This is a genomic window from Streptomyces sp. cf386 (genome assembly GCF_900103585.1).
In the GTDB taxonomy this organism is placed as follows: Bacteria; Actinomycetota; Actinomycetes; order Streptomycetales; family Streptomycetaceae; genus Streptomyces.
Map to the genome: position 1 here is coordinate 161,582 of NZ_FNHV01000012.1, position 23,788 is coordinate 185,369.

The following is a 23,788-nucleotide window of genomic DNA, read 5'->3' on the forward strand; positions in this document are numbered from 1 at the left end:
GAGGATCAGGGCGTCCCCCGGAGTCGGGCCCTCAGGCCTTCCGGGGCGCCGCTCGGTCAGCGCGCTCTGTTGAGGGTCTGCAGAGCGGCCTTGAGCAACTGGCCCACCTGCGGCGTGCCCTCGGCGGCTTCCGCCTGTGGCGTCACCGCGGCGACCGCCTCGTCGGCCTCGCGGGTCGCGTAGCCGAGGCCGATCAAGGCGGCGTGCAGCTGGTCGCGCCAGCCCTGGGTGACCGGGGCGCCCACGGCGGGCGCGCCGATGGGTTCGCCGAGGCGGTCCTTCAGCTCCAGGAGCAGCTTCTGGGCGCCCTTCTTGCCGATGCCGGGGACGGCGGTGAGCGACTTCTCGTCTGCGGTCGCCACGGCTCGGCGCAGGGCGTCGGGCGAGTGCACCGCCAGCATCGCCTGGGCCAGTCGCGGGCCGACTCCGCTCGCGGTCTGGAGCAGCTCGAACGTCTGCCGCTCGTCGTCGTCCGCGAAGCCGTACAGCGTGAGCGAGTCCTCGCGGACCACCAGCGAGGTGTGCAGCTTGGCGGGCTTGCCGAGGCGCAGGGTGGACAGCGTGTTCGGCGTGCACTGGACGGCCATGCCGACCCCGCCCACCTCGACGACCGCGGCGTCCGGAGCGAGTGCGGCCACTGTGCCGCTGACGAAGGCGATCATGCCGTACGGCCTTTCGGTGCTTTGGCTGTGTGCAGGGCGACGGCCTGCTGGAGTCGGTTCTGCGCGGGCGCGCGCCAGATGTGGCAGATGGCGAGCGCGAGGGCGTCGGCGGCGTCGGCCGGCTTGGGCGGGGCGCTGAGCCGCAGCAGCCGGGTGACCATGGCGCCGACCTGGGCCTTGTCGGCGCGGCCGGAGCCGGTGACGGCGGCCTTGACCTCGCTGGGGGTGTGCAGGGCGACCGGGATGCCCCGGCGGGCGGCGCAGAGCATGGCGACGGCGCTGGCCTGGGCGGTGCCCATCACCGTACGGACGTTGTGCTGGCTGAACACCCGCTCCACGGCGACGAATTCGGGCCGGTGCTCGTCCAGCCACTGCTCGATGCCCTGCTCGATGGCGACGAGGCGGTGTCCCAACTCGGCGTCCGCGGGCGTCCGTACGACACCGACGCCGAGCATGGTGAGCGGGCGTCCGGCGACGCCTTCGACCACGCCGACACCGCATCGGGTCAGCCCCGGGTCCACCCCCAGTACGCGCACCCGCGCGCCCTCCCTTCGATCGCCTGTTTGTGCAGGCTATCGGGTGCCACCGACAACGCCGGTCACCAACGTCCGGCAAAGCGACGGGCCGACGGGGATACCCCGTCGGCCCGTTGAGCCCGTTCAGCTCGCGGCAGCGCTACGCGTCGACCTTCTCCATGATCTCGTCGCTGACGTCGAAGTTGGCGAAGACGTTCTGCACGTCGTCGCTGTCCTCGAGCGCGTCGATCAGCTTGAAGATCTTCTTGGCGCCCTCCTCGTCGAGCTCGACCTGGACGGACGGCACGAAGCTGGAGTCGGCGGAGTCGTAGTCGATGCCGGCCTCCTGGAGGGCGGTGCGGACCGCGACCAGGTCGGTGGCCTCGCTGATGACCTCGAAGGACTCGCCGAGGTCGTTGACCTCCTCGGCACCCGCGTCCAGGACGGCACCCAGGACGTCGTCCTCGGTCAGCTCGCCCTTGGGGACGATGACGACGCCCTTGCGGCTGAACATGTACGACACGGAGCCCGGGTCGGCCATGTTGCCGCCGTTGCGGGTCATGGCGACGCGGACGTCGGACGCGGCGCGGTTGCGGTTGTCCGTGAGGCACTCGATGAGCACGGCGACGCCGTTCGGGCCGTAGCCCTCGTACATGATCGTCTCGTAGTCGGCGCCGCCGGCCTCGAGACCGCCGCCGCGCTTGACCGCGGAGTCGATGTTCTTGTTCGGGACCGACTGCTTCTTGGCCTTCTGGATGGCGTCGTACAGCGTCGGGTTGCCCTCGATGTCAACGCCACCCATGCGGGCCGCGACCTCGATGTTCTTGATCAGCTTCGCGAAGAGCTTGCCGCGCTTGGCGTCGATCACGGCCTTCTTGTGCTTCGTCGTAGCCCATTTAGAGTGGCCGGACATCTGCCTGTCTCCTTCGCGTAACCCATCCAAACAACGAACGCCAGAGATCCTACAAGGACTCCGCTGCCCGGTTGGCGCGCACCATCTCGACGAACAGGGAGTGCACACGGTGGTCGCCGGTCAGTTCCGGGTGGAACGACGTGGCCAGCGCGTTGCCCTGGCGGACCGCGACGATGTGGCCCTCGTGCTCGGCGAGCACCTCGGTCTCGGCGCCCACGGACTCGACCCAGGGGGCGCGGATGAAGACGCCCTCTACAGGATCGCCCTCGACGCCCTTGACGTCGACCGCCGCTTCGAAGGATTCGTTCTGGCGCCCGAAGGCGTTGCGGCGCACGATCATGTCGATGCCGCCGATCGTCTCCTGGCCCGAGCGCGGGTCGAGGATCTTGTCGGCGAGCATGATCATGCCGGCGCAGGTGCCGTAGACGGGCAGGCCGCTCTGCACGCGCGCACGTAGGGGCTCCATCACGCCGAACAGGACGGCCAGCTTGGAGATGGTCGTGGACTCGCCGCCGGGGATGACGAGGCCGTCCACCTCGGCGAGCTCCTCGGGGCGCCGCACCGGCCTGGCCACGACGTCTGCCGCGGCCAGGGCGATGAGGTGCTCCCGTACGTCGCCCTGGAGGGCCAGGACGCCTATGACGGGGGTGTCGCTCATGGATGCAGTGCCTTACCAGCCGCGGTTCGCGTAGCGCTCGGTCTCGGGGAGGGTGTCGCAGTTGATGCCGACCATGGCCTCGCCGAGGTTGCGGGACGCGTCCGCGATGATCTTCGGGTCGTCGTAGAAGGTGGTGGCCTTCACGATGGCGGCGGCGCGCTTGGCCGGGTCGCCGGACTTGAAGATGCCGGAGCCGACGAAGACGCCCTCGGCGCCGAGCTGGCGCATCAGGGCCGCGTCGGCGGGGGTGGCGACACCGCCGGCGGAGAACAGCACCACCGGGAGCTTGCCGAGCTCGGCGACCTCCTTGACCAGCTCGTACGGGGCGCGCAGCTCCTTGGCGGCGGCGTAGAGCTCGTGGTTGTCGAAGCCGCGCAGCTTGGCGATCTCGTTCTTGATCTGGCGCAGGTGGCGGACGGCCTCGACGACGTTGCCGGTGCCGGCCTCGCCCTTGGAGCGGATCATGGCCGCGCCCTCGGCGATACGGCGCAGGGCCTCGCCCAGGTTGGTGGCACCGCAGACGAAGGGGGTCGTGAAGGACCACTTGTCGGAGTGGTTGACCTCGTCGGCCGGGGTGAGGACCTCGGACTCGTCGATGTAGTCGACGCCGAGGGACTGCAGGACCTGGGCCTCGACGAAGTGGCCGATGCGGGACTTCGCCATGACCGGGATCGAGACGGCCTCGATGATGCCCTCGATCATGTCCGGGTCGGACATCCGGGCCACGCCGCCGTCCTTGCGGATGTCGGCGGGGACCCGCTCCAGGGCCATGACGGCGACGGCGCCCGCGTCCTCGGCGATCTTCGCCTGCTCCGGCGTGACGACGTCCATGATCACGCCGCCCTTGAGCTGCTCGGCCATTCCGCGCTTCACGCGCGCGGTGCCGGTCTCGGGAGCCTGGTTTTCGGAGATGGACACGGGTGACCTCACTCGGTGAAAAAGAGGGTTACAGCAAGCACCGAGGAAACGGGAGTGGACCAGGCCACTGCAAGGGCCAATGAGGAGCCGGTGGATCCTTTTCCGGCCTGTTGGCGTGAAGGCGCTGGTCAGGCGGCCCTGTCGACCAGCGCCACGGGCGGCTCGTCGTCCATCTCGAACGCCATGGGGAACGGCGCGTGCCCGGCCAGTCGGAACCAGCGGACCTTGCGGTGCCGGCGCAGGGCGCGGGCCGCGCGTACGGAGTCGTTGTGGAAGCGACGGGCCATCGGGACCCGGCGGACGGCCTCGGTCAGTTCGCGGGCCGCCTCCTCTCCCCCGGGTGCCTCCCGCACCACCTCCACCTGCGGGGCTTCGGCGAACACCGCCCGCAACGCCTGGCTCAGCTCGCTCTCGGCGACCTCTCGCTGCTCCTCCTCGGCCTGCCGGGCGGCGTGGGCGGCCTCGTACAGGACGATCGACGCGGCCGGATCCAGTACGCCGGAGGTGGCCAGTTCCTGGGCCACGGAGGCGCGGCGCAGCAGCTGTGCGTCGAGCGCGGCGCGTGCCGCGTCGATCCTGGCGTGCAGTCGGTCGAGACGGCCGGCGGTCCAGCTCAGGTAGAGGCCGATGGCGACGAGGGCTACGAGGATCCAGATGAGGGTTGCGGTCACGGGCGGCACCTTAGCTCCGCCGGGTCGGCCGAGGTTCGTGCGGGTGTCGGTGTTTCGTGCGGGGCGTCGGTGTTGCCGGCACTGGGGGCCAACGCCCCCAGACCTCCGCTTCGGCCCTCAACAGGCTTGGTCCTCAGTCTCGCGCCAACCCCAAGCGAGCTCGCAGCCCGCCGGCCCCGCCACCCCCGGCCGCCCGCTCGTCCGCCGCCACCGCGGCCGCCCCCGCCGTCACCGTCTCGTACACCGACAGGATGTCCGCGCCGACCGTCGACCAGTCGAAGCGGCGTACGTGCGCGCTCCCCCGCTCCCGCAGCTCCGCCCGACGGGCAGGGTCCTCCATGAGGCGTACCGCGGCCTCGGCCAGGGAGTCGGCGTCCTCGTTGGTGAAGAGTTCGCCGGCCGCGCCCTGGTCGAGGACCTGGGCGAAGGCGTCCAGGTCCGAGGCGAGGACCGGGGCGCCGGCCGACATCGCCTCGACCAGGATGATGCCGAAGCTCTCGCCGCCGGTGTTGGGAGCGACGTACAGGTCGATGCTGCGCAGGAAGCGGGCCTTGTCCTCGTCGCTGACCATGCCGAGGAACTCGACGCGGGAGCGGAGCTCGGCGGGCAGGGACTCGACCGCCTCCTCCTCGTCGCCCCGGCCCGCCACCAGGAGCCTGGCCCGGGGGCGTGCAGCGAGGATCTTCGGCAGGGCCCTCATCAGCACCGGCAGGCCCTTGCGGGGCTCGTCGATACGGCCGATGAAGCCGATCGTGTCGCCCTGCCACTCGGGGTTGGGCTCGGCCTTGGCGAAGAAGTCGACGTCGACGCCGTTGGGGATGACCACCGCGTCGCCGCCCAGGTGTTCCACCAGCGTGCGGCGGGCGTACTCGCTCACCGCGATGCGCGCGCTGATCTTCTCCAGGGCCGCCTGGAGGATCGAGTACGCGGCGATCATCGCCCGCGAGCGCGGGTTGGAGGTGTGGAAGGTGGCGACGATGGGGCCCTGGGCCGCCCAGCAGGTCAGCAGGCCGAGGGACGGCGACGTCGGCTCGTGGATGTGGATGACGTCGAACCGGCCGTCGTGCAGCCACCGGCGGACGCGGGCCGCCGACAGGAAGCCGAAGTTCAGGCGGGCGACCGAGCCGTTGTACGGGACGGGGACGGCACGGCCCGCGGAGACGACGTACGGCGGCAGCGGGGTTTCGTCGTCGGCCGGGGCCAGGACGGACACCTCGTGGCCGAGCCGGATGAAGTACTCGGCGAGGTCGCGGATGTGGAACTGGACGCCACCCGGCACGTCCCAGGAGTACGGGCAGACGATCCCGATCTTCACGGACGCTCCCCTGAGGGGCCGTCGGCCGGTCGTGGTTCCAGGTCGGCGACCCACAAGCGCTGGAGCATGTGCCAGTCCTCCGGATGTTCTGCGATCCCCGAGGCGAAGGCATCGGCCAGCGCCTGTGTCATGACAGACGTCTTCTCGGCCCGGGTACCTGACTCGGGTACCTCGATCGGGGGATGGATTCGGCCCTGCATGACCGGGGAGTCGTCGTACCAGAGCGTGACGGGGAGCAGGAGTGCCCCCGTCTGCTGGGCCAGCAGCGCCGGGCCGGCCGGCATCCGGGCCGTGGCACCGAAGAAGTCCACCTCGACGCCGGAGGCGGACAGGTCACGGTCGGAGACCAGGCAGACCAGACCGCCGTCGCGCAGCCTGCGGGCCAGCGTGCCGAACGCGGTGCCGCCGCTGTGCGGCAGGACTTCCATGCCGAGGCCCTCGCGGTAGGCGACGAAGCGGTCGTAGAGCGTCTCGGGCTTGAGTCGCTCGGCGACCGTCGTGAACGGCGTCTTCAGCTCGGTGGTGACCCAGGCGCCCGCGAGATCCCAGTTGGCCAGGTGCGGCAGAGCGAGTACGACGCCGTTTCCGGCGGCCAGGCCATCGGTCAGGTGGTGGACGCCCTTGACGTCGAAGCTGTCCTTGACTCGCTCGGCGCTCCAGGCGGGCAGCCGGAAGGACTCCATCCAGTAGCGCAGGTACGAGCGCATACCCGCGCGCGAGAGCTCGGAAAGGCGCTCCGGGCTCGCGTCGGGCACCACGCGCGCGTAGTTGCTCTCCAGCCGCCGGACGCCCTTGCCCCGCTGCTTCCAGGCGAGGTCGGCGATGGTGCGGCCGAGCCGTACGGCGACCGGCTCGGGGAGCTTCTTGACCGTGCCCCAGCCGAGGCCGTACAGCGCGTCCGTGAGCCGTTCCTGGGCGCTCACTTGGCTGCCTCGCTCCCTTGAGAGGCGTTCTGCGCCTTCTCCTGCGCGGCCGCCGCCTCCGCCTCGGCCGACTCACGGCGGACCGTGACGACGCGCTGGATGAGCGTGACGAGGCTACCGACGGCGACGATCCACAGGGCGACGGGCAGCAGGTACTGGATGCCGGGTACCCCGAACTTGTGCAGGCCCGCGAGACCGGCCGCGACCAGCGAGATCACCAGGCGCTCGGCGCGCTCGACGAGGCCGTTGACCGCGACCGGCAGGCCGATCGATTCGCCACGCGCCTTGGTGTACGACACCACCTGGCCGCTGGCCAGGCAGAAGATCGAGACGGCGCACAGGACGAGGTCGTCGCCGCCACCGGCGTACCAGAGGATGAAGCCTCCGAAGATCGCGCCGTCGGCGACCCGGTCGAGCGTGGAGTCCAGGAAGGCGCCCCAGCGGCTGGAGCGGCCGAGCTGGCGGGCCATGTTGCCGTCGACGAGGTCGGAGAACACGAAAAGCGTGATCACGACCGTGCCCCAGAAGAACTCGCCCATGGGGTAGAAGACCAGCGCGCCCGCGACCACACCGGCGGTGCCGATGAGCGTGACGGTGTCGGGGCTGACGCCCCGCCGGATCAGAAACGCGGCGAACGGTGTGAGGACACGCGTGAAGAATGCACGCGCGTACTTGTTCAGCATGGCCTTCCCGAGGGTCGGTGTGGCGCCGGGCGGCCCCTGCTGGCCACCGGCTGGCCCATCGTAGCCACGCGCGCGTACGTGCGACCGCCGGGCACTCGTCCAGGGGGCGGGCAGCCCGGTCCACCGGTGCCGGATGGCGCGATCACGTCCGCCGTATGGACGCACCGTGACGGGAGTGGAAAGCTCGAAGAACCGCGGGCGTCACCGGAGCCGCCATCGCACGCGGATCCGCATGTCCGCGCCCACAGTGACCTCACCGTGCACGGGAGGCAGGATCATGGGCGACAAGGCGAACGCACACCCCGGAGCCGCCGGCAGGGCTACAGCGGCCGACCACCCCGCGTCCGTACGGAATGTGGTGCTGGTCGGCCACTCCGGATCGGGCAAGACCACCTTGGTGGAAGCCCTCGCGCTCACCGCGGGGGCAGTGAACCGGGCGGGCCGCGTGGAGGACGGCGGCACCGTCTCCGACTACGACGAGATCGAGCACCGGCAGCAACGCTCGGTACAGCTCTCCCTGGTGCCGGTCGAATGGGACGGCATCAAGGTCAACCTTCTGGACACCCCCGGATACGCCGACTTCGTCGGGGAACTCAGGGCCGGTCTGCGAGCGGCGGACGCGGCCCTTTTCGTTGTCTCCGCCTCGGACGGCGTGGACGGCTCGACCCGCATGGTGTGGGAGGAGTGTGCGGCCGTCGGCATGCCGCGCGCGATCGTCGTCACGCACCTGGAGGCCGCTCGGGCGAACTACGAGGAGATGACGCGGATCTGCGCGGAGGCCTTCGGCGGGGACGACCCCGACGCCGTGCTCCCGCTGTATCTGCCGCTGCACGGCCCGCAGGGCCCGGACGGGCACGCGCCCGTGACCGGTCTGACCGGGCTGCTGTCGCAGAAGCTCTTCGAGTACGCCTCCGGGGAGCGCAAGGAGTCCGAGCCGGACGAGGACCAGCTGCCCGAGATCGAGGAGGCCCGCAACCGGCTGATCGAGGGGATCATCGCCGAGAGCGAGGACGAGACCCTCATGGACCGCTATCTCGGCGGCGAGCAGGTCGACGTCAAGACGCTGATCGAGGACCTGGAGCGGGCCGTCGCGCGCGGCACGTTCTTCCCCGTGCTCGCCGCCGCTCCCGCCTTCGACGGCGGCCGCCAGGGCCTCGGCACGGTCGAGGTGCTGGAACTGATCACGCGGGGCTTCCCGACGCCTCTGGAGCGCCAGGCACCGACGGTCACCACGGTCGACGGCAAACCGCGTGAGCTGAAGCTGTGCGATCCGAACGGGCCGCTGGTCGCGGAGGTCGTGAAGACGGCGTCCGACCCGTACGTCGGCCGGGTGTCGATGGTGCGCGTCTTCTCCGGCACCCTGCGCCCCGACGAGACGGTGCACGTCTCCGGGCACGGCCTTGCCGACCGCGGGCACGAGGACCACGACGTCGACGAGCGGATCGGCGCCCTGTCCGCGCCCTTCGGCAAACAGCAGCGCACGCTGAGCCACTGCATCGCCGGCGACCTCGCGTGCGTGGCGAAGCTGAGCCGCGCGGAGACCGGCGACACCCTGTCGGCCAAGGACGACCCACTCCTGATGGAGCCCTGGCAGATGCCCGACCCGCTGCTGCCGCTGGCCATCCAGGCGCACAGCAAGGCGGACGAGGACAAGCTGTCGCAGGGCCTGTCCCGGTTGGTCGCCGAGGACCCGACCATGCGACTGGAACAGAACCAGGCCACCCATCAGGTGGTGCTGTGGGCCCTGGGCGAAGCGCACGCGGACGTCGCCCTCGAACGGCTCCGCAGCCGCTACGGCGTGCAGGTAGACGTCGTACCGCACAAGGTCTCCCTGCGGGAGACGTTCGCGAGCAAATCGGCGGGCCGGGGCCGGCATGTGAAGCAGTCCGGCGGCCACGGGCAGTACGCCATCTGCGAGATCGAGGTGGAGCCGCTGCCGGGCGGCTCGGGCGTCGAGTTCGTCGACAAGGTCGTCGGCGGCGCGGTGCCGCGGCAGTTCATCCCGTCGGTGGAGAAGGGCGTACGGGCCCAGGCCGCCAGGGGAGTCGCGGCCGGCCATCCGCTCGTCGACGTCCGGATCACGCTGCTCGACGGCAAGGCACACTCCGTCGACTCCTCCGACGCCGCGTTCCAGACGGCCGGCGCGCTCGCGCTGCGGGAGGCGGCGGCCGACGTGAAGATCCATCTGCTGGAGCCGGTGGCCGAGGTGTCCGTCCTCGTCGGCGACGACTACGTCGGCGCCGTGATGAGCGACCTGTCCGGGCGGCGCGGCCGTGTCCTCGGCACCGAACAGACCAACGGTGGCCGCACGCTCATCAAGGCCGAGGTGCCCGAGATCGAGATCGGCCGGTACGCCGTCGATCTGCGGTCGCTGTCGCACGGCACCGCACGCTTCAGCCGTTCGTACGCGCGGCACGAACCGATGCCGCCGCAGATCGCGGAAAGGATTCGCGAAGACGCGCGCGACGCCTCGTAGTTGGCGCGCGACACCTCCGAGTCGGCGGGCGGCTTTGGGCCGTCCGCCGACGATTGTCGGTGGCTGGGGATACGCTGATCATTGATCAACAGGTGTGCGAAGCAGGGAAGTCGGGAAGGCCGCAGATGCAGGACGGCGGCGATCGGGGGCGGGAATGACCGTTGACAGCGGCTACGCGGACATCTTCGGGCCGCAGGTGCCGCGCACCGCCGGCGAGGGACAGACAGCGACGTTCGCGCTGGCCTCGGCGGCCTACCGGGACAACGACGTCGAGGCGATCCTCAAGGCCAACAACGAGTGGCACGAGTCGACCATCAAGCCCGGAAAGATCCCCTTGTTCAAGCCCAGGCTCGGCGAGGCGTTCTCCCGGGCCGTGGTGGACCGCATGATCGGCCCTGACCGGAAGCCGCTCATCCAGTCCTTCGGTGCCGAACCCCAGGTCGTCGTCGAGCACTGCCTGGCGGCGAACAACATCCGCAAGGAGCGCGACAACCGCCTGACGATCGTCATGGTGCTCTCCGGCCTGCTCTTCCTGCCCGGACTCCTCTGCTGGCTACTCGTCTTCCTGCTGCGCACGACCATCGCCAAGAAGGAGGACAAGCGGGCCGGTGCGCTCGCCACCACGCTGCTCCTCGCGGCGGGCGCCCTTGCCGTGATCTTCCTGATCCGCATGCCGTTCACGGGCTTCTGGGCCTGGTACGCGCGAGCGTCGGTCATCGCCCCCGTGCTCGGCTGGTTCGTCGCGAAGCAGATCTGCGAGCGCACCGCTAAGGACCTGCGGGAGCGCTGGGACAGCCTGCTGGCCGGCAGCAGCGTGGGCGCGAAGGTACCGGAGGCGGTGCCGACCAGCCCCACCGAGAGCAGGGCCGAGCAGCTGCGCCAGTCCCTCGCCAAGCTCAGCGCCGAGCAGCAGTCCAACTCCGTGTTCTACGCCGGGCCCAAGGGGATACTCGGCATGGGCACCCGCTGGGGCAGCTGGCAGCTGGCCGAGAATTTGGTCCAGGCCGACCCCGACCGGGAGATCCACCCCTTCCGCAGCTGGGATGTCATCCGGTCCATCCACGACCAGCTGCGCATGCTGGAGCGCGGTCCGCTCAACACCGGTGGTTTTCCCAAGCCTTCGATACGGCACTGGGTCGTCACGCCGATCGCCGAGGGCGCGAAGGCGGTGTCCCGGCCGGAGGGCACGGACGTCGAGGCGTACCAGGTCAAGTCGCACGCGATACAGGACATCTGCAACAAGCAGCAGTTCGGCAGCGGTGACCGGCACTACCTGGGCGTCCAGTGGACGCTCTGGGACGGGCAGTTGATCATCACCATGCTGATCACGGTGACCGTGCTGCACGAGACGTTGCGCATCGAGGTGACCGGGCATGCGCTCGGCCCGGTGAACGGGCTCTTCCAGGAGAAGCCCGAGGCGCCGACCAAGGAGGTCACCAAGTCGCTCAAGCCGTGGGAGACCCGCAAGGTGAAGCTTCCCCTGGTGAACAGCGACGAGGTGGTCCGGCTGGCGGTGCGGGCACCGATCTCCTGGTATCCGCCGCTGCTCAACTGGCTCGGCGGGACGATAGGGCTGCCCGAGCCGTTCGGGCTCCGGCATGCCTGGGCGGATCAGCCCTGGCGGCATCGCTTCATGGCCGACGACGCGCTGCGGGCGGCCACGCCGGTGCTGCGGGTGGTGCATGCCGCGGCGATCAAGGTGCTGGACGAGAACGGCGTGGACACGGAGAAGTTCGGCACGCGCTCGGGATTCCTGAGCACGGCGGTGCAGGATGCGTCACCGCGAAAGGCCGACGTCTACGACGCGTAGGCCTCCGGCGGTTGAGCAGCGTGGGTGGGTCTGGGTGACCGTCCCTGGGGGCTGCGCCCCCAGACCCCCCTTCGGCCGGAAGGGCCTCGTCCTCAAACGCCGGACGGGCTGGTTGATCAAGCCGTCGGCCAGGCCTCCGCCAGCATCTTCCGTGTGTCCGCCAGCAGCTGCGGCAGCACCCGCGTGTGCCCCACGACCGGCATGAAGTTCGTGTCGCCGCCCCAGCGCGGGACGATGTGCTGGTGGAGGTGGGCCGCGATGCCGGCGCCGGCGACCGTGCCCTGGTTCATGCCGATGTTGAAGCCGTGGGCGCCGGAGGCGGTGCGCAGGGCCGTCATCGCCTGCTTGGTCAGGGCGGCCAGTTCGATGGTCTCCGGCTCGGTGAGGTCGGTGTAGTCGGCGACATGGCGGTAGGGCACGACCATGAGGTGGCCGCCGTTGTACGGGTAGAGGTTGAGGACCGCGTACACCTGCTCGCCGCGCTTGACGATCAGCCCGTCCTCGTCGGATTTGGCCGGGATCGAGCAGAAGGGGCAGCCGTCGTCAGCGCCGGGACCGGTCGGCTTGTTCTCACCCTGGATGTAGGCCATCCGATGGGGCGTCCACAGGCGCTGGAACGCGTCCTGGATCCCCACTCCCCACTGCTGCTCCGGCTCACTCGTCATGCGTGCAGCATATGGCTTCGTCCGTTCGCGGCGTGTCGCCGGGGCGACGGGAGGGCGGCGACCGGACAAGCTGGGCCAGTGGACGACGACAGCCCTTACGCCCGCTGGGAGCAGCGCACCGAGATCCCGCTGTTCCTGGCTTCGCTGGTCTTCCTGACCGCCTATGCAGCCCGTGTGCTTGCTGTGAGCATGCCGCCCTTCTGGAAGGACGTGTGCCTGTACACGATGATCGCGCTCTGGCTGCTGTTCGCCGTGGACTACGCCGTGCGCTGGCGGCTCTTCGGGGGGCGCTTCCTGCACTTCGCCAGGACCCACTTCCTGCACACGGTCGTGGTCATCCTGCCGCTCCTGCGGCCGCTGCGGATCGTGCCGCTCTACGACGTGATCCAGCGTCGGCAGGGGCAGCCCCGGATCTCGCTGCACGGGCGCGTGATCGCTTACGCGAGCCTGGCGACCCTGCTGCTCGGCTTCGCCGGTGCCCTCGCCGTCTTCCAAGCCGAACGTGGGGCGCCCGGCGCCACCATGCGGACGTTCGGGGACGCGGTGTGGTGGGCCGCCGAGACCCTCAGCACGGTCGGTTACGGCGACATCACCCCGGTGACCGCACGCGGCCGGACGATCGCGATGGGGATGATGGCCGGCGGGCTGGCCCTGCTCGGCGCGGTGACGGGATCGTTCTCTTCCTGGCTGCTGCAGATCTTCTCCCGCGAGAGCGACAATAAGCCCCCGGAGAGCTGAATCTCCGGGGGCTTCCTGAGCTGTCGGATCAGACCTGCGCCCGCTCCTCGACCACCTTCGCGATCTTCGCGATGGCCTCGTCGAACGGGATGCCGTTCTCCTGCGAGCCGTCGCGGTAGCGGAAGGACACGGCGTTGTTGGCCATGTCGTCGTCGCCCGCGATGACCATGAAGGGCACCTTCTGCTTCTGGGCGTTGCGGATCTTCTTCTGCATCCGGTCGGAGGACGAGTCGACCTCGACCCGCAGGCCCTTCCGCTTGGCCGCCGCGGCGAACTTCGCCAGGTAGTCCACGTGCCCGTCGCCGATCGGGATGCCGATCGCCTGGACCGGGGCCAGCCACGCCGGGAAGGCGCCCGCGTAGTGCTCCAGCAGCACCGCGAAGAAACGCTCGATGGAGCCGAACAGGGCGCGGTGGATCATGACCGGGCGCTGCTTGGAGCCGTCCGCCGAGGTGTACTCCAGATCGAAGCGCTCCGGCAGGTTGAAGTCGAGCTGGATCGTCGACATCTGCCAGGTGCGGCCGATGGCGTCCTTGGTCTGGACGGAGATCTTCGGCCCGTAGAAGGCGGCGCCGCCCGGGTCGGGAACCAGGGGCAGGCCCTGCTTCTCGGCGACCTGGCGCAGCGTCTCGGTCGCCTCCTCCCAGACCTCGTCGGAGCCGACGAACTTCTCCGGGTCCTTGGTGGACAGCTCCAGGTAGAAGTCGGTCAGGCCGTAGTCGCGGAGCAGGCCGAGGACGAAGGTGAGCGTCTTGTCGAGCTCCTCCGACATCTGCTCACGGGTGCAGTAGATGTGCGCGTCGTCCTGCGTGAAGCCACGCGCGCGGGTGAGGCCGTGCACGACGCCCGACTTCTCGTACCGGTACACGGTGCCGAACTCGAAGAGGCGCAGCGGCAGTTCACGGTAGGAACGCCCGCGCGCGTCGAAGATCAGGTTGTGCATCGGGCAGTTCATGGGCTTGAGGTAGTAGTCCACGCCCTCGTCGAGCTGCATGGGCGGGTACATGCCCTCGGCGTACCAGTCCAGGTGCCCGGACGTCTCGAAGAGCTTCCCCTTCGTCGCGTGCGGGGTGTAGACGAACTCGTAGCCCTCTTCCTCGTGGCGGCGGCGCGAGTAGTCCTCCATCACACGGCGGACGATGCCGCCCTTGGGGTGGAAGACCGCGAGGCCGGAGCCGATCTGCTCCGGGATGGAGAACAGGTCGAGTTCATTGCCCAGCTTGCGGTGGTCGCGCTTCTCGGCCTCGGCGAGGAAGTCCAGGTAGCCCTTGAGCTCGTCCTTGGAGGGCCAGGCGGTGCCGTAGATGCGCTGGAGCATCGGGTTCTTCTCGCTGCCGCGCCAGTAGGCGGCGGCGTTGCGCATCAGCTTGAACGCCGGGATCGCGCGGGTCGACGGCAGGTGGGGACCGCGGCAGAGGTCCTTCCAGCACAGGTCGCCGGTCTTGGCGTCCAGGTTGTCGTAGATCGTCAGCTCACCGGCGCCGACCTCGACGTCCGCGCCGTCGTCGCTGGACGCGGAGCCCTTGAGGCCGATCAGCTCCAGCTTGTAGGGCTCGGCGGCGAGCTCCTCGCGGGCGGCCTCGTCGGTGACGACGCGGCGGGCGAACTTCTGCCCGCGCTTCTGGATCTCCTGCATCTTCTTCTCGATGGCCTTGAGATCCTCGGGCGTGAACGGCTTCTCGACGTCGAAGTCGTAGTAGAAGCCGTCCTTGACGGGCGGGCCGATGCCCAGCTTGGCCTCGGGGAACAGCTCCTGCACGGCCTGCGCCATCACATGCGCGGTGGAGTGGCGCAGGATGTTCAGGCCGTCCTCGGAGGAGATCTCGACGCCCTCGACCTCCTCGCCCTCGGAGAGCACGTACGACAGATCCCTGAGCTCGCCGCCCACGCGCGCGGCGATGATCGAGCGCTCGCCGGCGAAGAGGTCGGCGGCCGTAGTCCCCGTTGTCACCACGCGCTCTTCCCGCTCGGAATCGCGTTGGATGATCACACGGACGTCTGACACCGGTCTCTCCTGACTGAAGGTGGGATGCGGCGCCATACCAGGAGCGCGCGCATTACGCGATCGTACCGACCCCGGACGGCTGACCGCGAAACGGTCACCCTCGGCCCACCCGGCCCGCGCCCTCAGTCCTCCCGCTCGTCCCCGCCGCACGCCTCCTCGAAGAAGTCCAGATCCTCCTGGAGCGACTTCATCAGCCGGTCCCGCTCGGCCTCGTCCACCTGTACCGGCACGACGCCGGAGGCCCCGGTGAGCTTGCGGAAGCCGCCCCGGCTCTCCAGGCGCCCGTGCACCCGCACCGGCAGCCCGACGAGGTGCGCGTGCCCGGCGATGCGGTACGACTCCTCGTCCAGCGTCAGCCGGACGTGCGGCACCTCGGCGCCCGCGATGACGCGCAGCCGTACGGTGCCCTCCCCGCGCGGCCCCGACCTGCGCATCCGTACGACCGCACCCGTGAGCCTGACCGGCACGGACGGTTCCTCGCGTGAATAGCGGGCCCCGGCCTCGCGCAGCACGGGCAGATCGCCCGGCGAGAACTCGACGGGCTCGACACCGGCCGCGCAGCCCTCGGGCACACCGGCGGCGGGCGCCCACTCGACGGCGATGCGCGCGCCCTCCGTACCGCGCACGAGGGCGATGAGGGCCTCGGTGAGCTCGCGGCTGACGCCCGCCTCGACGGCGCCGTCGAAGGCGTCCATGCCGCCGGTGGCCCGCTGGTAGTCAATGGCCTCGCGGGCGGCGTACAGCGCCTGGTGGAGGCGTACGGCGAGCAGGCGCCCCGTGCCGACGGGCATGAAGGCGGTGAGGCCGCAGCCGTCCGCCGCGGAGCCGACGAGGACGCTCTCCATCATCGCGGCGGCCGTGCGACGGTGCCGGGCGCCGTAGTACCCGGCACGCGCGCGTGTGGCGAGCGCCGCGGCGAGGAGCATCTGGCGGGCGGCGCTGCGCAGTTCCTCCTCGACGGTCCAGGGCGATGCCCCGGCCGGCCCGCTCGGCGCGTCCCGCCACCAGCGGACCTCGTCGCTGGGCACGGCGAGCCCGACCAGCACCTCGCGCGCGGAGGGCATGCCGCTGCGGGACAGGGCGATGAGCGCCTCGCCGAGCAGGTCCTCGCTGTCGGGGAAGGCGCGGGACTCGGGGACGAGCAGGCTCGTGCCGTTGCCGCCCGGTCCGGGCGGGGTCCAGCGGCCGTAGCGTCCCGCCGCTCCCCCGCGCCGCTGCCAGCCGTGCCGGTGCAGCAGGGCGCTGAGCACGGCGGGGTCGACCTCGCCGGGCTCGGGGGGACGGTCCCAGGACGCCTCGACCGGGTGCGGCCTCGCTGGTCGTACCGGCTCCTCCAGGGGGCGGTGCGTCATGGTTTGCCTCCCGTCCCGGCCCGCGTCATGATCTCGCAGAGCGCCCGGTCGTCGAAGATGCGTGAGGTCGGTATCCGCACGGTGGTGCGGCGCCGCCCGGTGATCGGGTGCCCGGCCAGGTTGACCCAGTAGCAGCAGTGCCGCAGGTCGAGCCGGTCGTGGCCGGCCCGCAGCCACTGCTCCTGCGACCTCGGGACGATCATCACGACCAGGATCTTGTGCACTGAGACCGGCGTGCGGGCGAGCTTCGCCAGATGGGCGTTGTCGAGGGTGAACGAGAAGAAGCGGCCGGGCGGGTTCGGCGCAAGCTGGTAGGTCGCCTTGAGCTGGACCTTGATGGTGACCTCGTCGTCGACCGTGTGGCCGGGCGCGCTGTGGCTGACGTGCCAGTCGATGCCGTTGTCCGGGAACGGCTGCGACAGCGAGCACCCGGCCGCCGCCGCGACCGCGTGCAGATAACCCACCTGCAGTGTCTCCATGCAGGCGGTAGTGGCGAGTGAACCGCGATGGGGGCCCGTGCGTTCGGGCAGCAGCCCGCCCCGCTCGGGCTGCGCTATCGCCATGACCAACAGCCTTCCGCGCCAGGTGAATCCCCGTACCGGGCCGCTGAACTGCGTAGACCCGCACTCCTGTTGTGTCCTTCCGGCGTACGGCGCAAACGGGCCGGGTATCACCAAACGGGCAGAAGACGGTACGTCAGCTGCCGTGGGTGAACGAGGGGTTGTGTAGGTATGGCGTGCTGGTATGAGGGCCCGCTGGCGGCATTCGACACGGAGACGACAGGCGTGGACGTCGAGACCGACCGGATCGTTTCGGCGGCCGTCGTCGTCCAGGACGCGCCCGGAACCCGGCCACGGGCGACCCAATGGCTGGTGAACCCGGGCGTGCCGGTGCCGGAGGCGGCGACGGCGGTACACGGACTGACGGAGGATCATCTCCAGCGCAACGGCCGCTGGCCGGCGCCGGTGATGCAGGAGATAGTCGAGGAACTGGCCGGACAGGCGACGGTGGGCCGGCCGATAGTGGTGATGAACGCACCATTCGATCTGACGCTGCTGGACCGCGAGTTGCGCCGGCATCGCGCGTCGTCCCTGGACCGCTGGTTCGAGACGACGCCCCTGCTGGTGCTCGATCCACGCGTCCTGGACAAGCATTTGGACCGCTATCGCAAGGGTCGCCGCACCCTGACCGACCTGTGCGCGCACTACGGCGTCACGCTGGAGGGCGCGCACGACGCGGCGGCCGACGCACTGGCCTCGCTGGAGGTCGTCCGGGCGGTGGGGCGCCGTTTCGCCGCGCGCCTGGAGCGCCTGTCCCCCGCCGAACTGCACACGCTCCAGGCGGTGTGGCACGCGGCACAGGCACGCGGCCTGCAGGCGTGGTTCGCCCGCAGCGGCAGCGAGGAAGCGGTGGACCCGGCGTGGCCACTGCGGCCGGACCTGCCGGCGGCGGCATGAGCGAAACGGGTCCGCGACGACACAAAAAAGCCGGTCCGCTGTGGCGGACCGGCCTTTCCCGGTGGGCGATACTGGGTTCGAACCAGTGACCTCTTCGGTGTGAACGAAGCGCTCTCCCACTGAGCTAATCGCCCGGGAACGCACTGAACCATACAGGTCCCGGCGCGTTTCCTTCAAACCGCTTGATGACCACCGGCCAAGTAGGCCGCCAGTCCCCGCCGCCCGGACCGCATCATCAGCCAGTGGTTGGCGCGGAAGACGGGCCGCCCGGGGACGGCGAGACGCCGCAACAACGGCTTGTTCACATCGACGACCTGGTCGTAGCGAGCCAAGGTCCCGCCGGCATGCGAGGTGACCGTCCACCGTGCCCAGCCGTCGATGTCCCCGGACATGGCGATCTCCAGCACTCCGGCCTCCCGGTCCCGCCGCACCTCGCGCGCGGTGAAGACCATGTCGTACGGCAGGACGGAGCGGATCGTGATCACGCCGGTGGTCTCATCGAGTTTGGTCACCGTTCGCACCTGGGGCCACCAACGGGGGTAGTCCTCGGCCTGTTCCAGCAGGTCGTAGACGGTGGCGGGAGGCGCGGGCAGGGCCCACAGGCTGCGGAAGCGGTAGTGGCTCCAGTCCATGGGCCGAGTCTGCCCCGATCGGCGGGTCTGCGCGGTACCTGAGTACGTTCTGAGTACGCGCACTCATGCCATAGGACGTGACGCGGACCACACTCCAGGCATGACGCACTTTCCGCCACCGGCCGAGGAGTTGCGGCTCCTCGACCTCGAGCTGCGCCAGCTGGACGTCCGCCGGGCCCAGTTGCTGCACCGCCGAGCCTGGCTGGTCACCGCGCTGCAAGCGGCGGCCCGGCCGGCCCCGGCGCCCGTCGCATCGCCGCGCCCCGAGACGTCGGCACCCCGGGTCCAGAACGTGCTGCTGGTGCTCGGCGCCGTCCTGCTCACCATCGCCGCGATGGCGTTCACGCTGGTCAGCTGGGGACACCTGGGGATCGCCGGGCGCGCCCTGGTGCTCGGCGGGGTCACGGTGGCGGTGCTCGCCGCGCCGGTGCCGCTGCTGAGGCACGGGCTGCGGTCGACGGCCGAGTCGGTGGCGGGGATCGGGTTCGCGCTGACCGTGCTCGACGCGTACGCGCTGCACCAGGTCACGTCGGCCGACATGGACGCCACGGGCTACGTCGCGGCCGCTTCGGTGGTACTGGCGACCCTGTGGACGGCGTACGGCCTGCTGCCGCGCACCTCCGAGCTGCGTCTGCCCCTGCCCGCCGCACTGATCGCCGCCCAACTCCCCCTCACCCTCTGGGCGGTGGCGGCCGATGCGGGCCTGTACGGGATCACGGCCGCCGTGCTTGTGACGGCCGGGTTCGACACGGGTGTGGCGCTCCGGGTGCCCGCAAGGTCCGTACGGATCACCGCCATGATCGGTGCGTACGGCATGGGCGCCTGGGGTGTGTGGGCCGCCGGTTGGCTGTCCTGGACGGCCACCGGCCCGAGCGCCGCCGCCCGTGCGGCGGCGCTCCTCCTCTTCGCGGTGGGCATCGCGCTGACGGCGGCCTGGCGGGAGACCGCCGAGAAGCAGGCGGGCGGCCTCGCCGTCGCCGCCGGCCTCCTCACGGTCGCCGCGCTCGGCGGAACCGCCCGCCCCGTACTGCCGGACGCGTGGACGGTTCCGGCGTATCTGGCGTGCGGGATCGCGCTGCTCGCGGCGGTACGGATGGAGCGACTGCCGGAGTCGGTCCGGCACGGGCTCGCCCGGGCCTCCGCCGCCGTACAAGGACTCGCCCTGCTGTGGACGCTGCCCCTGGTCGGGATCGCGCTGTTGGGGCCGGTCGCCTGGGCGGAGCGGGTGTGGTCCGGGGCACCGGGTGGCGTGCGCGAGGCAGTGGCGGTGGACGCGCAGTGGCCCGCGGACTCGGAGACGGTGCCCGTCGTCCTGGCGGTCGTCACCGTCGTACTGGTCCTCGCCCTGCGTGAGGCCATCTGGCGGCCCCGCGCCCTGACCGGTGCGCTGGTGCTGGCGTGGGCGACGGTGCTGGTCCTTCCGGCTGTGCTCGAAGCCCCCTACGCCGTAGGCCTGGTCGCGCTCGGGATCACGACGGCAGGCGCCCTCGCGGCGGCCGCGTGGATACGGCCGTCCGAGCGCCCGGACACGGCGACGGAAGAACCCTCGGAGCCCTCCGCAAAGGCATCCACTGCTGTCGACTTCCCGACCGCTCGCCCCACCGCCACGGCCCTCGCCCTCCTCACCTCCCTCACCCTCGCCTTCCTCTCCCTGACCACCGAGCCCGCGACCCTCACCGTGCTCTCCACACTGACGGCACTGTTCGCGGCGGCCTCCTGGAAGCCGCACCTCGCCCCGGTCACGGCCCCGACCTCGCTCGCGTACGCCGCCCTGCTCGCCTGCGCGACAGGGGCCTCGGCCGACTGGGAGCCGCAGTACACCGCCCTGTTGGTCCTGGCGGTCCCGGTGGCGGCGGCCCTGCACGCGGCACGGCTCGGTGGCGCGCGGGCGACGGTCCCGGTCGAGGTGGCGGGCGCGATCGCGGCACTGCTCGCCGTCGGGCTGGCGGCGGCCTCGGCCGACCTGCCGATGCTCGCCCTGGTCCTGGCGCTCTGCGGGGTGATCACCGCCGGCGTGGCGATCCGCCCCGACCGCCGCGCCGCGGCCTACGCCTCCGCCGCCCTCTTCGTCCTGGCCACGTGGGTGCGCCTGGCGGCCTGGGATGTCGCGACGCCCGAGGCGTACACCCTGCCGGTCAGCATCCCGGCACTGCTCATCGGCGCCCTGCGCAGGCGCCGCGATCCCGAGGCCTCGTCCTGGAGGGCGTACGCCCCCGGACTCGCCGCAACCCTCCTGCCGAGCCTCCTCGCGGCCTGGAGCGACCCACACTGGACGCGCCCGCTGCTGCTGGGCCTGGCGGCACTGTCAGTCACCCTGCTGGGCGCCGGGCACCACCTCCAGGCGCCCCTGCTGCTCGGCGGCACGGTGCTCGCCCTGGACGCCCTGCACGAACTCGCCCCGTACATCGCCCAGGTGACCGAGGCACTCCCCCGCTGGGTACTTCCCGCACTGGCCGGCCTCCTGCTGCTCGCCCTCGGAGCGACGTACGAACAACGCCTGAGGGACGCCCGAAAGATGCGGAACTTCTTGGGCAGCATGCACTGAAGCGCCGTAAGGGGCGCGGGGCTGTATCGATATGCGGCTCCGCCGCGTGGGCGCGACCAGCCACAACAGCCCCGCAGTTCCCCACAACCTGTTACGGCATCTTGTCTCCCAGCAACGCGAGGTTCTCGATAGCGGCGAGGCCATACAGCGCGGTGTCGTTCGTCGACACCCAGGCCGCCTCACTACCCGGCACCAACGAAGCCGGCCCCCTCAGCTCCTCCGTCTTCCAGGGCGCCGACTCCTTGTAGCCGTCGGAGTTGTAGAACTTCTCCCACGCGCGCGTGGCGAGCTTCTCGTCGCCGGTCTGGACGGCGGCGTACGCGTCGAGGCGGGAGTGCCCCTGGAAGAGCAGCAGGGAGCCGAAGTTGGAGCCGTAGCGTGCCGCCTGCTCGGCCTTGGTGGCGTTGAAGTAGCGGCAGTAGTCGAAGTACGCCTCGTTGAACTTCGGCATATCGACGAGGTCGATGAGTTCGGCGCACAGCTCGTTGAGGCCGAACACGGCGGAGAGGTGCGAGACACCGACCACCGGCTTGTCGGCGACGGCGAACTTGCCCGTGTCGAGGTCATAGAGCCCGCTGCCCTGTACGAAGCCGTTGGGCTGGGCGGCGATCGTCTCCATCGTGGACAGCACGCGCGCGCGTGCCTTCTCCCACTTCGGCCCCTTGCGCTCCCACTCGGTCAGCCACGCCGAGACGAGCCCGCTCCAGTCCGTGCCGAAGCCGATCGACAGTGCGTGCCGGTCGGGCGTGTACGGCTCGGTGCGGATCTTGCGGATCGGGTCGAGGACCAGGAAGGTCTCGTCGGAGTCGACGTTGGCGTGCATGAGGTCGCCGACCCGTTCGTCGGCGGTGAGGAAGTAGTAGTAGCGGCGATACGTCGTGTTGGCGATGCGCTGCTGCTTGGCACTGTCGGCGTAGTGCTGCACGCCGTGCCGGGTGCCGAGGCCGGCCCACTCGCCGAGGTGGTAGACGTCGACCTCGCCGGTGTGCCGGGTCATCGCCTCGGCGAACCGGAAGATGTCCGCGCGGCCGGACCGCAGATAAGCGAACCACAGCCAGAGGTCCGGCGACAGCTCGGAGTTGTCCCAGGCGTAGCCGCCGATGTCGTACCGCCACTGGTGCCTGACGGTGTCGTAGGTGTGCATGATGTCGCCGTAGTCCCAGAAGCCGTACCAACGACGCATCTCCACCTGGTCCTTGTAATAGGTGAAGAGGAAGTCGAGGTGGTCCTCGATCTTCGCCTTGGCGGGCGTGGAGCGGTCCGGCTCGGAGTAGAGACCAGGGCCGAAGACCTTGGCCTTGATGAGCTGCTTGGGCGGGGCGGCGATCTGGGGCAACACCCGTACGGCCTCGACCTGTTGGGCGAGAGCGTCCGCCGAGGGCGTGGACTCGTTGGCCCAGAAGAGGAGTTCGGAGGTCCGGGCGATGCCGTACGGAGTGCCGAACTCCGGCTCGTAGTCCTCGTAGGTGATGTTGAGGCCCTCGAGCTGTTCGGGGTAGGTGTCCTGGCCCATGCCGTCGTGGTAGAAGCGCAGGTCCATGGGCTGCGCCTCGGGCGACCAGAGCCACATCGTGACCTCGGCCTCGTCGGTGTGGGCGTCGCGGATGTCGAGCTGGGCCGGGAACTTCTCCCAGAAGTCCCGGAGCCCGAAGGAGAGTCCGCCGCTGACGCCGCCGACGTAACCGAAGCCGGAGGCGCGTCGGCCGCCGCCGGCGCCGATCCAGCCGTACCCCTTCTTCGTGCGCTTGCGCAGGTTGAAGCCGTCGGCCGAGAGCTGGGAGAGCGTGTAGTCGCCCCACTCGGGGATGTACTGGAGCCGGGTCGTCACGCGCTGGTCCCAGGTGGCCGGGTCGGGCAGCTTCTCCCCCGCGAACTGCGCCGCCTGTACGGCCGCCCCCGGGTCGCGGCGCAGTCCGGTGATGCCCTTGACGGCCTCGCGGAGCAGGCCGGTGCCCTCGCCGCCGATGCGGATGTGACGGTCGTAGGACTGGTCGCGCATCGGCACGGTGAAGCGCACGCCGATGCCGCGGATGAAGTCGCCGCTCGCCTTGCCCGGCTCCTGGGTGCCGTCGTAAGTGATGGTGTGCACCATGCGGAAGGAGTCGGCGCCCGCGTAGAAGTAGAGCCGGATGGAGAAGGGGAGCCAGCTCCGGCTGCCCTTGCGGTGCTTGCCGTCGATGCGGACGACCGCGCGGACCGGACCCTCCTGCTCGACGGTGACCTCGGAGATGGCTCCCTCGAAGCGCTCGGTCTTGACGGCGCCCTGGTCCTCGTCCTCGATCTCGGGCTGGCGGATCAGCACGAGCCGCCCGTTCTTGGCGATCTCGGTGGAGCCGCGGGTGACCGACTTGATGAGGGTCGCGCCCGACTTACCGATCTTCGCCGTGATGACGCCGGTCGAGACGTCGATGGTGCCGCCGCGCTTGTCGACGGTGACCTTCTTCACCGGTACGGCGGCCTCGCCGGCGGCGAGCGTGAGCTTGCCGGTGCCCGAACTCACCGCGTGGGCCGTCCACTTGAGGGAGCCGTCGGGCCAGTAGGCGAGCGGCCAGGACTGCACGGGCACGGACTTGCCGTCCGCGTCGGTCACCGCGAAGGCCTGGTCCTCCTGGTAGGCACCCTTCGGCCAGGGCACACCCACGGTGGAGCCGGGCGCGGCACCGAGGCCGCCGTCCTCCAGCCAGTCGAGGGTCACGGGGTCGGCATCGGCGTCGGCGGCTCTGGGCGCGGCCTGCGCGTCCTTGGCTCCCAGTGCCCAGCTGAACTGCGCGGCGGCGCCGGCCACGGCGGCCGCCTTGAGGAGGGACCTGCGGGGGATGGGGGACATGGCCTTTCCTTCCGTGCGGGGTG

20 protein-coding genes and 1 tRNA gene are annotated in these 23,788 nt (G+C 70.5%); 5 read left to right on the forward strand and 16 right to left on the reverse strand.

Annotated elements, in window-relative coordinates:
* Positions 1-56: 56 nt before the first annotated feature.
* The 9 genes from ruvA to pgsA form a co-directional block, all read right to left on the reverse strand.
* Positions 57-662, reverse strand: coding sequence for a Holliday junction branch migration protein RuvA (gene ruvA, locus BLU79_RS29220; RefSeq protein ID WP_093908928.1), 606 nt, complete (start codon positions 660-662; stop codon positions 57-59).
* Positions 659-1,198 (reverse strand): crossover junction endodeoxyribonuclease RuvC, encoded by a 540-nt coding sequence (gene ruvC / locus BLU79_RS29225; protein ID WP_093908929.1) that lies wholly within the window; start codon positions 1,196-1,198, stop codon positions 659-661. The genes ruvA and ruvC overlap by 4 nt, the downstream gene beginning before the upstream one ends.
* Positions 1,199-1,337: 139 nt before the next feature.
* A complete protein-coding gene (locus BLU79_RS29230) occupies positions 1,338-2,090 on the reverse strand; it encodes a YebC/PmpR family DNA-binding transcriptional regulator (RefSeq protein WP_093908930.1) in 753 nt (250 codons plus the stop codon).
* Positions 2,091-2,139: 49 nt separating this feature from the next.
* Positions 2,140-2,748, reverse strand: a complete 609-nt coding sequence (gene pdxT, locus BLU79_RS29235) for a pyridoxal 5'-phosphate synthase glutaminase subunit PdxT (RefSeq protein ID WP_093908931.1) — start codon at positions 2,746-2,748, stop codon at positions 2,140-2,142.
* A 12-nt stretch (positions 2,749-2,760) separates the two neighbouring features.
* The gene (gene pdxS / locus BLU79_RS29240) at positions 2,761-3,666 is read right to left on the reverse strand and encodes a pyridoxal 5'-phosphate synthase lyase subunit PdxS (protein WP_093908932.1); all 906 of its coding nucleotides are present in this window, start codon (positions 3,664-3,666) and stop codon (positions 2,761-2,763) included.
* A gap of 128 nt (positions 3,667-3,794) precedes the next feature.
* Positions 3,795-4,337, reverse strand: coding sequence for a hypothetical protein (locus tag BLU79_RS29245; protein ID WP_093908933.1), 543 nt, complete (start codon positions 4,335-4,337; stop codon positions 3,795-3,797).
* 133 nt (positions 4,338-4,470) lie between these two features.
* On the reverse strand, positions 4,471-5,652 hold the full coding sequence (locus BLU79_RS29250; protein WP_093908934.1) for a glycosyltransferase family 4 protein: 1,182 nt from the start codon (positions 5,650-5,652) through the stop codon (positions 4,471-4,473).
* Entirely contained in the window at positions 5,649-6,575 is a 927-nt protein-coding gene (locus tag BLU79_RS29255; protein ID WP_093908935.1) for a phosphatidylinositol mannoside acyltransferase, read from the reverse strand. The genes BLU79_RS29250 and BLU79_RS29255 overlap by 4 nt, the downstream gene beginning before the upstream one ends.
* Entirely contained in the window at positions 6,572-7,258 is a 687-nt protein-coding gene (gene pgsA, locus BLU79_RS29260; protein WP_093908936.1) for a phosphatidylinositol phosphate synthase, read from the reverse strand. The genes BLU79_RS29255 and pgsA overlap by 4 nt, the downstream gene beginning before the upstream one ends.
* A gap of 277 nt (positions 7,259-7,535) precedes the next feature.
* On the opposite strand from pgsA, the gene BLU79_RS29265 reads away from it, so the two are divergent.
* Together BLU79_RS29265 and BLU79_RS29270 are read left to right on the forward strand one after the other, a co-directional pair.
* A complete protein-coding gene (locus BLU79_RS29265) occupies positions 7,536-9,734 on the forward strand; it encodes an elongation factor G-like protein EF-G2 (protein ID WP_093908937.1) in 2,199 nt (732 codons plus the stop codon).
* 154 nt (positions 9,735-9,888) lie between these two features.
* Positions 9,889-11,544 (forward strand): hypothetical protein, encoded by a 1,656-nt coding sequence (locus BLU79_RS29270; RefSeq protein ID WP_093908938.1) that lies wholly within the window; start codon positions 9,889-9,891, stop codon positions 11,542-11,544.
* A gap of 116 nt (positions 11,545-11,660) precedes the next feature.
* On the opposite strand, the gene BLU79_RS29275 is transcribed toward BLU79_RS29270, so the two are convergent.
* Positions 11,661-12,209 (reverse strand): HIT family protein, encoded by a 549-nt coding sequence (locus BLU79_RS29275; RefSeq protein ID WP_093908939.1) that lies wholly within the window; start codon positions 12,207-12,209, stop codon positions 11,661-11,663.
* A 78-nt stretch (positions 12,210-12,287) separates the two neighbouring features.
* Between BLU79_RS29275 and BLU79_RS29280 the strand changes: the two genes are divergently transcribed.
* The gene (locus BLU79_RS29280; RefSeq protein WP_093908940.1) at positions 12,288-12,947 is read left to right on the forward strand and encodes a potassium channel family protein; all 660 of its coding nucleotides are present in this window, start codon (positions 12,288-12,290) and stop codon (positions 12,945-12,947) included.
* Positions 12,948-12,975: 28 nt separating this feature from the next.
* Here BLU79_RS29280 and thrS read toward each other — a convergent pair whose 3' ends face one another.
* From thrS to BLU79_RS29295, 3 genes are all read right to left on the reverse strand, one after another.
* Positions 12,976-14,952, reverse strand: coding sequence for a threonine--tRNA ligase (gene thrS / locus BLU79_RS29285; protein ID WP_093908941.1), 1,977 nt, complete (start codon positions 14,950-14,952; stop codon positions 12,976-12,978).
* A 122-nt stretch (positions 14,953-15,074) separates the two neighbouring features.
* Complete coding sequence (locus tag BLU79_RS29290; RefSeq protein ID WP_093908942.1) at positions 15,075-16,304, reverse strand: hypothetical protein; 1,230 nt, start codon at positions 16,302-16,304, stop codon at positions 15,075-15,077.
* A complete protein-coding gene (locus BLU79_RS29295) occupies positions 16,301-16,867 on the reverse strand; it encodes a DUF4365 domain-containing protein (RefSeq protein ID WP_093908943.1) in 567 nt (188 codons plus the stop codon). The genes BLU79_RS29290 and BLU79_RS29295 overlap by 4 nt, the downstream gene beginning before the upstream one ends.
* Positions 16,868-17,035: 168 nt before the next feature.
* On the opposite strand from BLU79_RS29295, the gene BLU79_RS29300 reads away from it, so the two are divergent.
* The gene (locus BLU79_RS29300; RefSeq protein ID WP_093908944.1) at positions 17,036-17,761 is read left to right on the forward strand and encodes a 3'-5' exonuclease; all 726 of its coding nucleotides are present in this window, start codon (positions 17,036-17,038) and stop codon (positions 17,759-17,761) included.
* Between the two features lie 62 nt (positions 17,762-17,823).
* On the opposite strand, the gene BLU79_RS29305 is transcribed toward BLU79_RS29300, so the two are convergent.
* Together BLU79_RS29305 and BLU79_RS29310 are read right to left on the reverse strand one after the other, a co-directional pair.
* A tRNA-Val gene (locus BLU79_RS29305) sits at positions 17,824-17,895 on the reverse strand.
* A gap of 39 nt (positions 17,896-17,934) precedes the next feature.
* Positions 17,935-18,393, reverse strand: coding sequence for an SRPBCC family protein (locus tag BLU79_RS29310; RefSeq protein WP_093908945.1), 459 nt, complete (start codon positions 18,391-18,393; stop codon positions 17,935-17,937).
* A 100-nt stretch (positions 18,394-18,493) separates the two neighbouring features.
* Here BLU79_RS29310 and BLU79_RS29315 point away from each other — a divergent pair, with 100 nt between their 5' ends.
* Entirely contained in the window at positions 18,494-20,938 is a 2,445-nt protein-coding gene (locus BLU79_RS29315; protein WP_093908946.1) for an SCO7613 C-terminal domain-containing membrane protein, read from the forward strand.
* 91 nt (positions 20,939-21,029) lie between these two features.
* Here BLU79_RS29315 and BLU79_RS29320 read toward each other — a convergent pair whose 3' ends face one another.
* Entirely contained in the window at positions 21,030-23,765 is a 2,736-nt protein-coding gene (locus BLU79_RS29320) for an exo-rhamnogalacturonan lyase family protein (protein ID WP_093908947.1), read from the reverse strand.
* Positions 23,766-23,788: the final 23 nt, after the last annotated feature.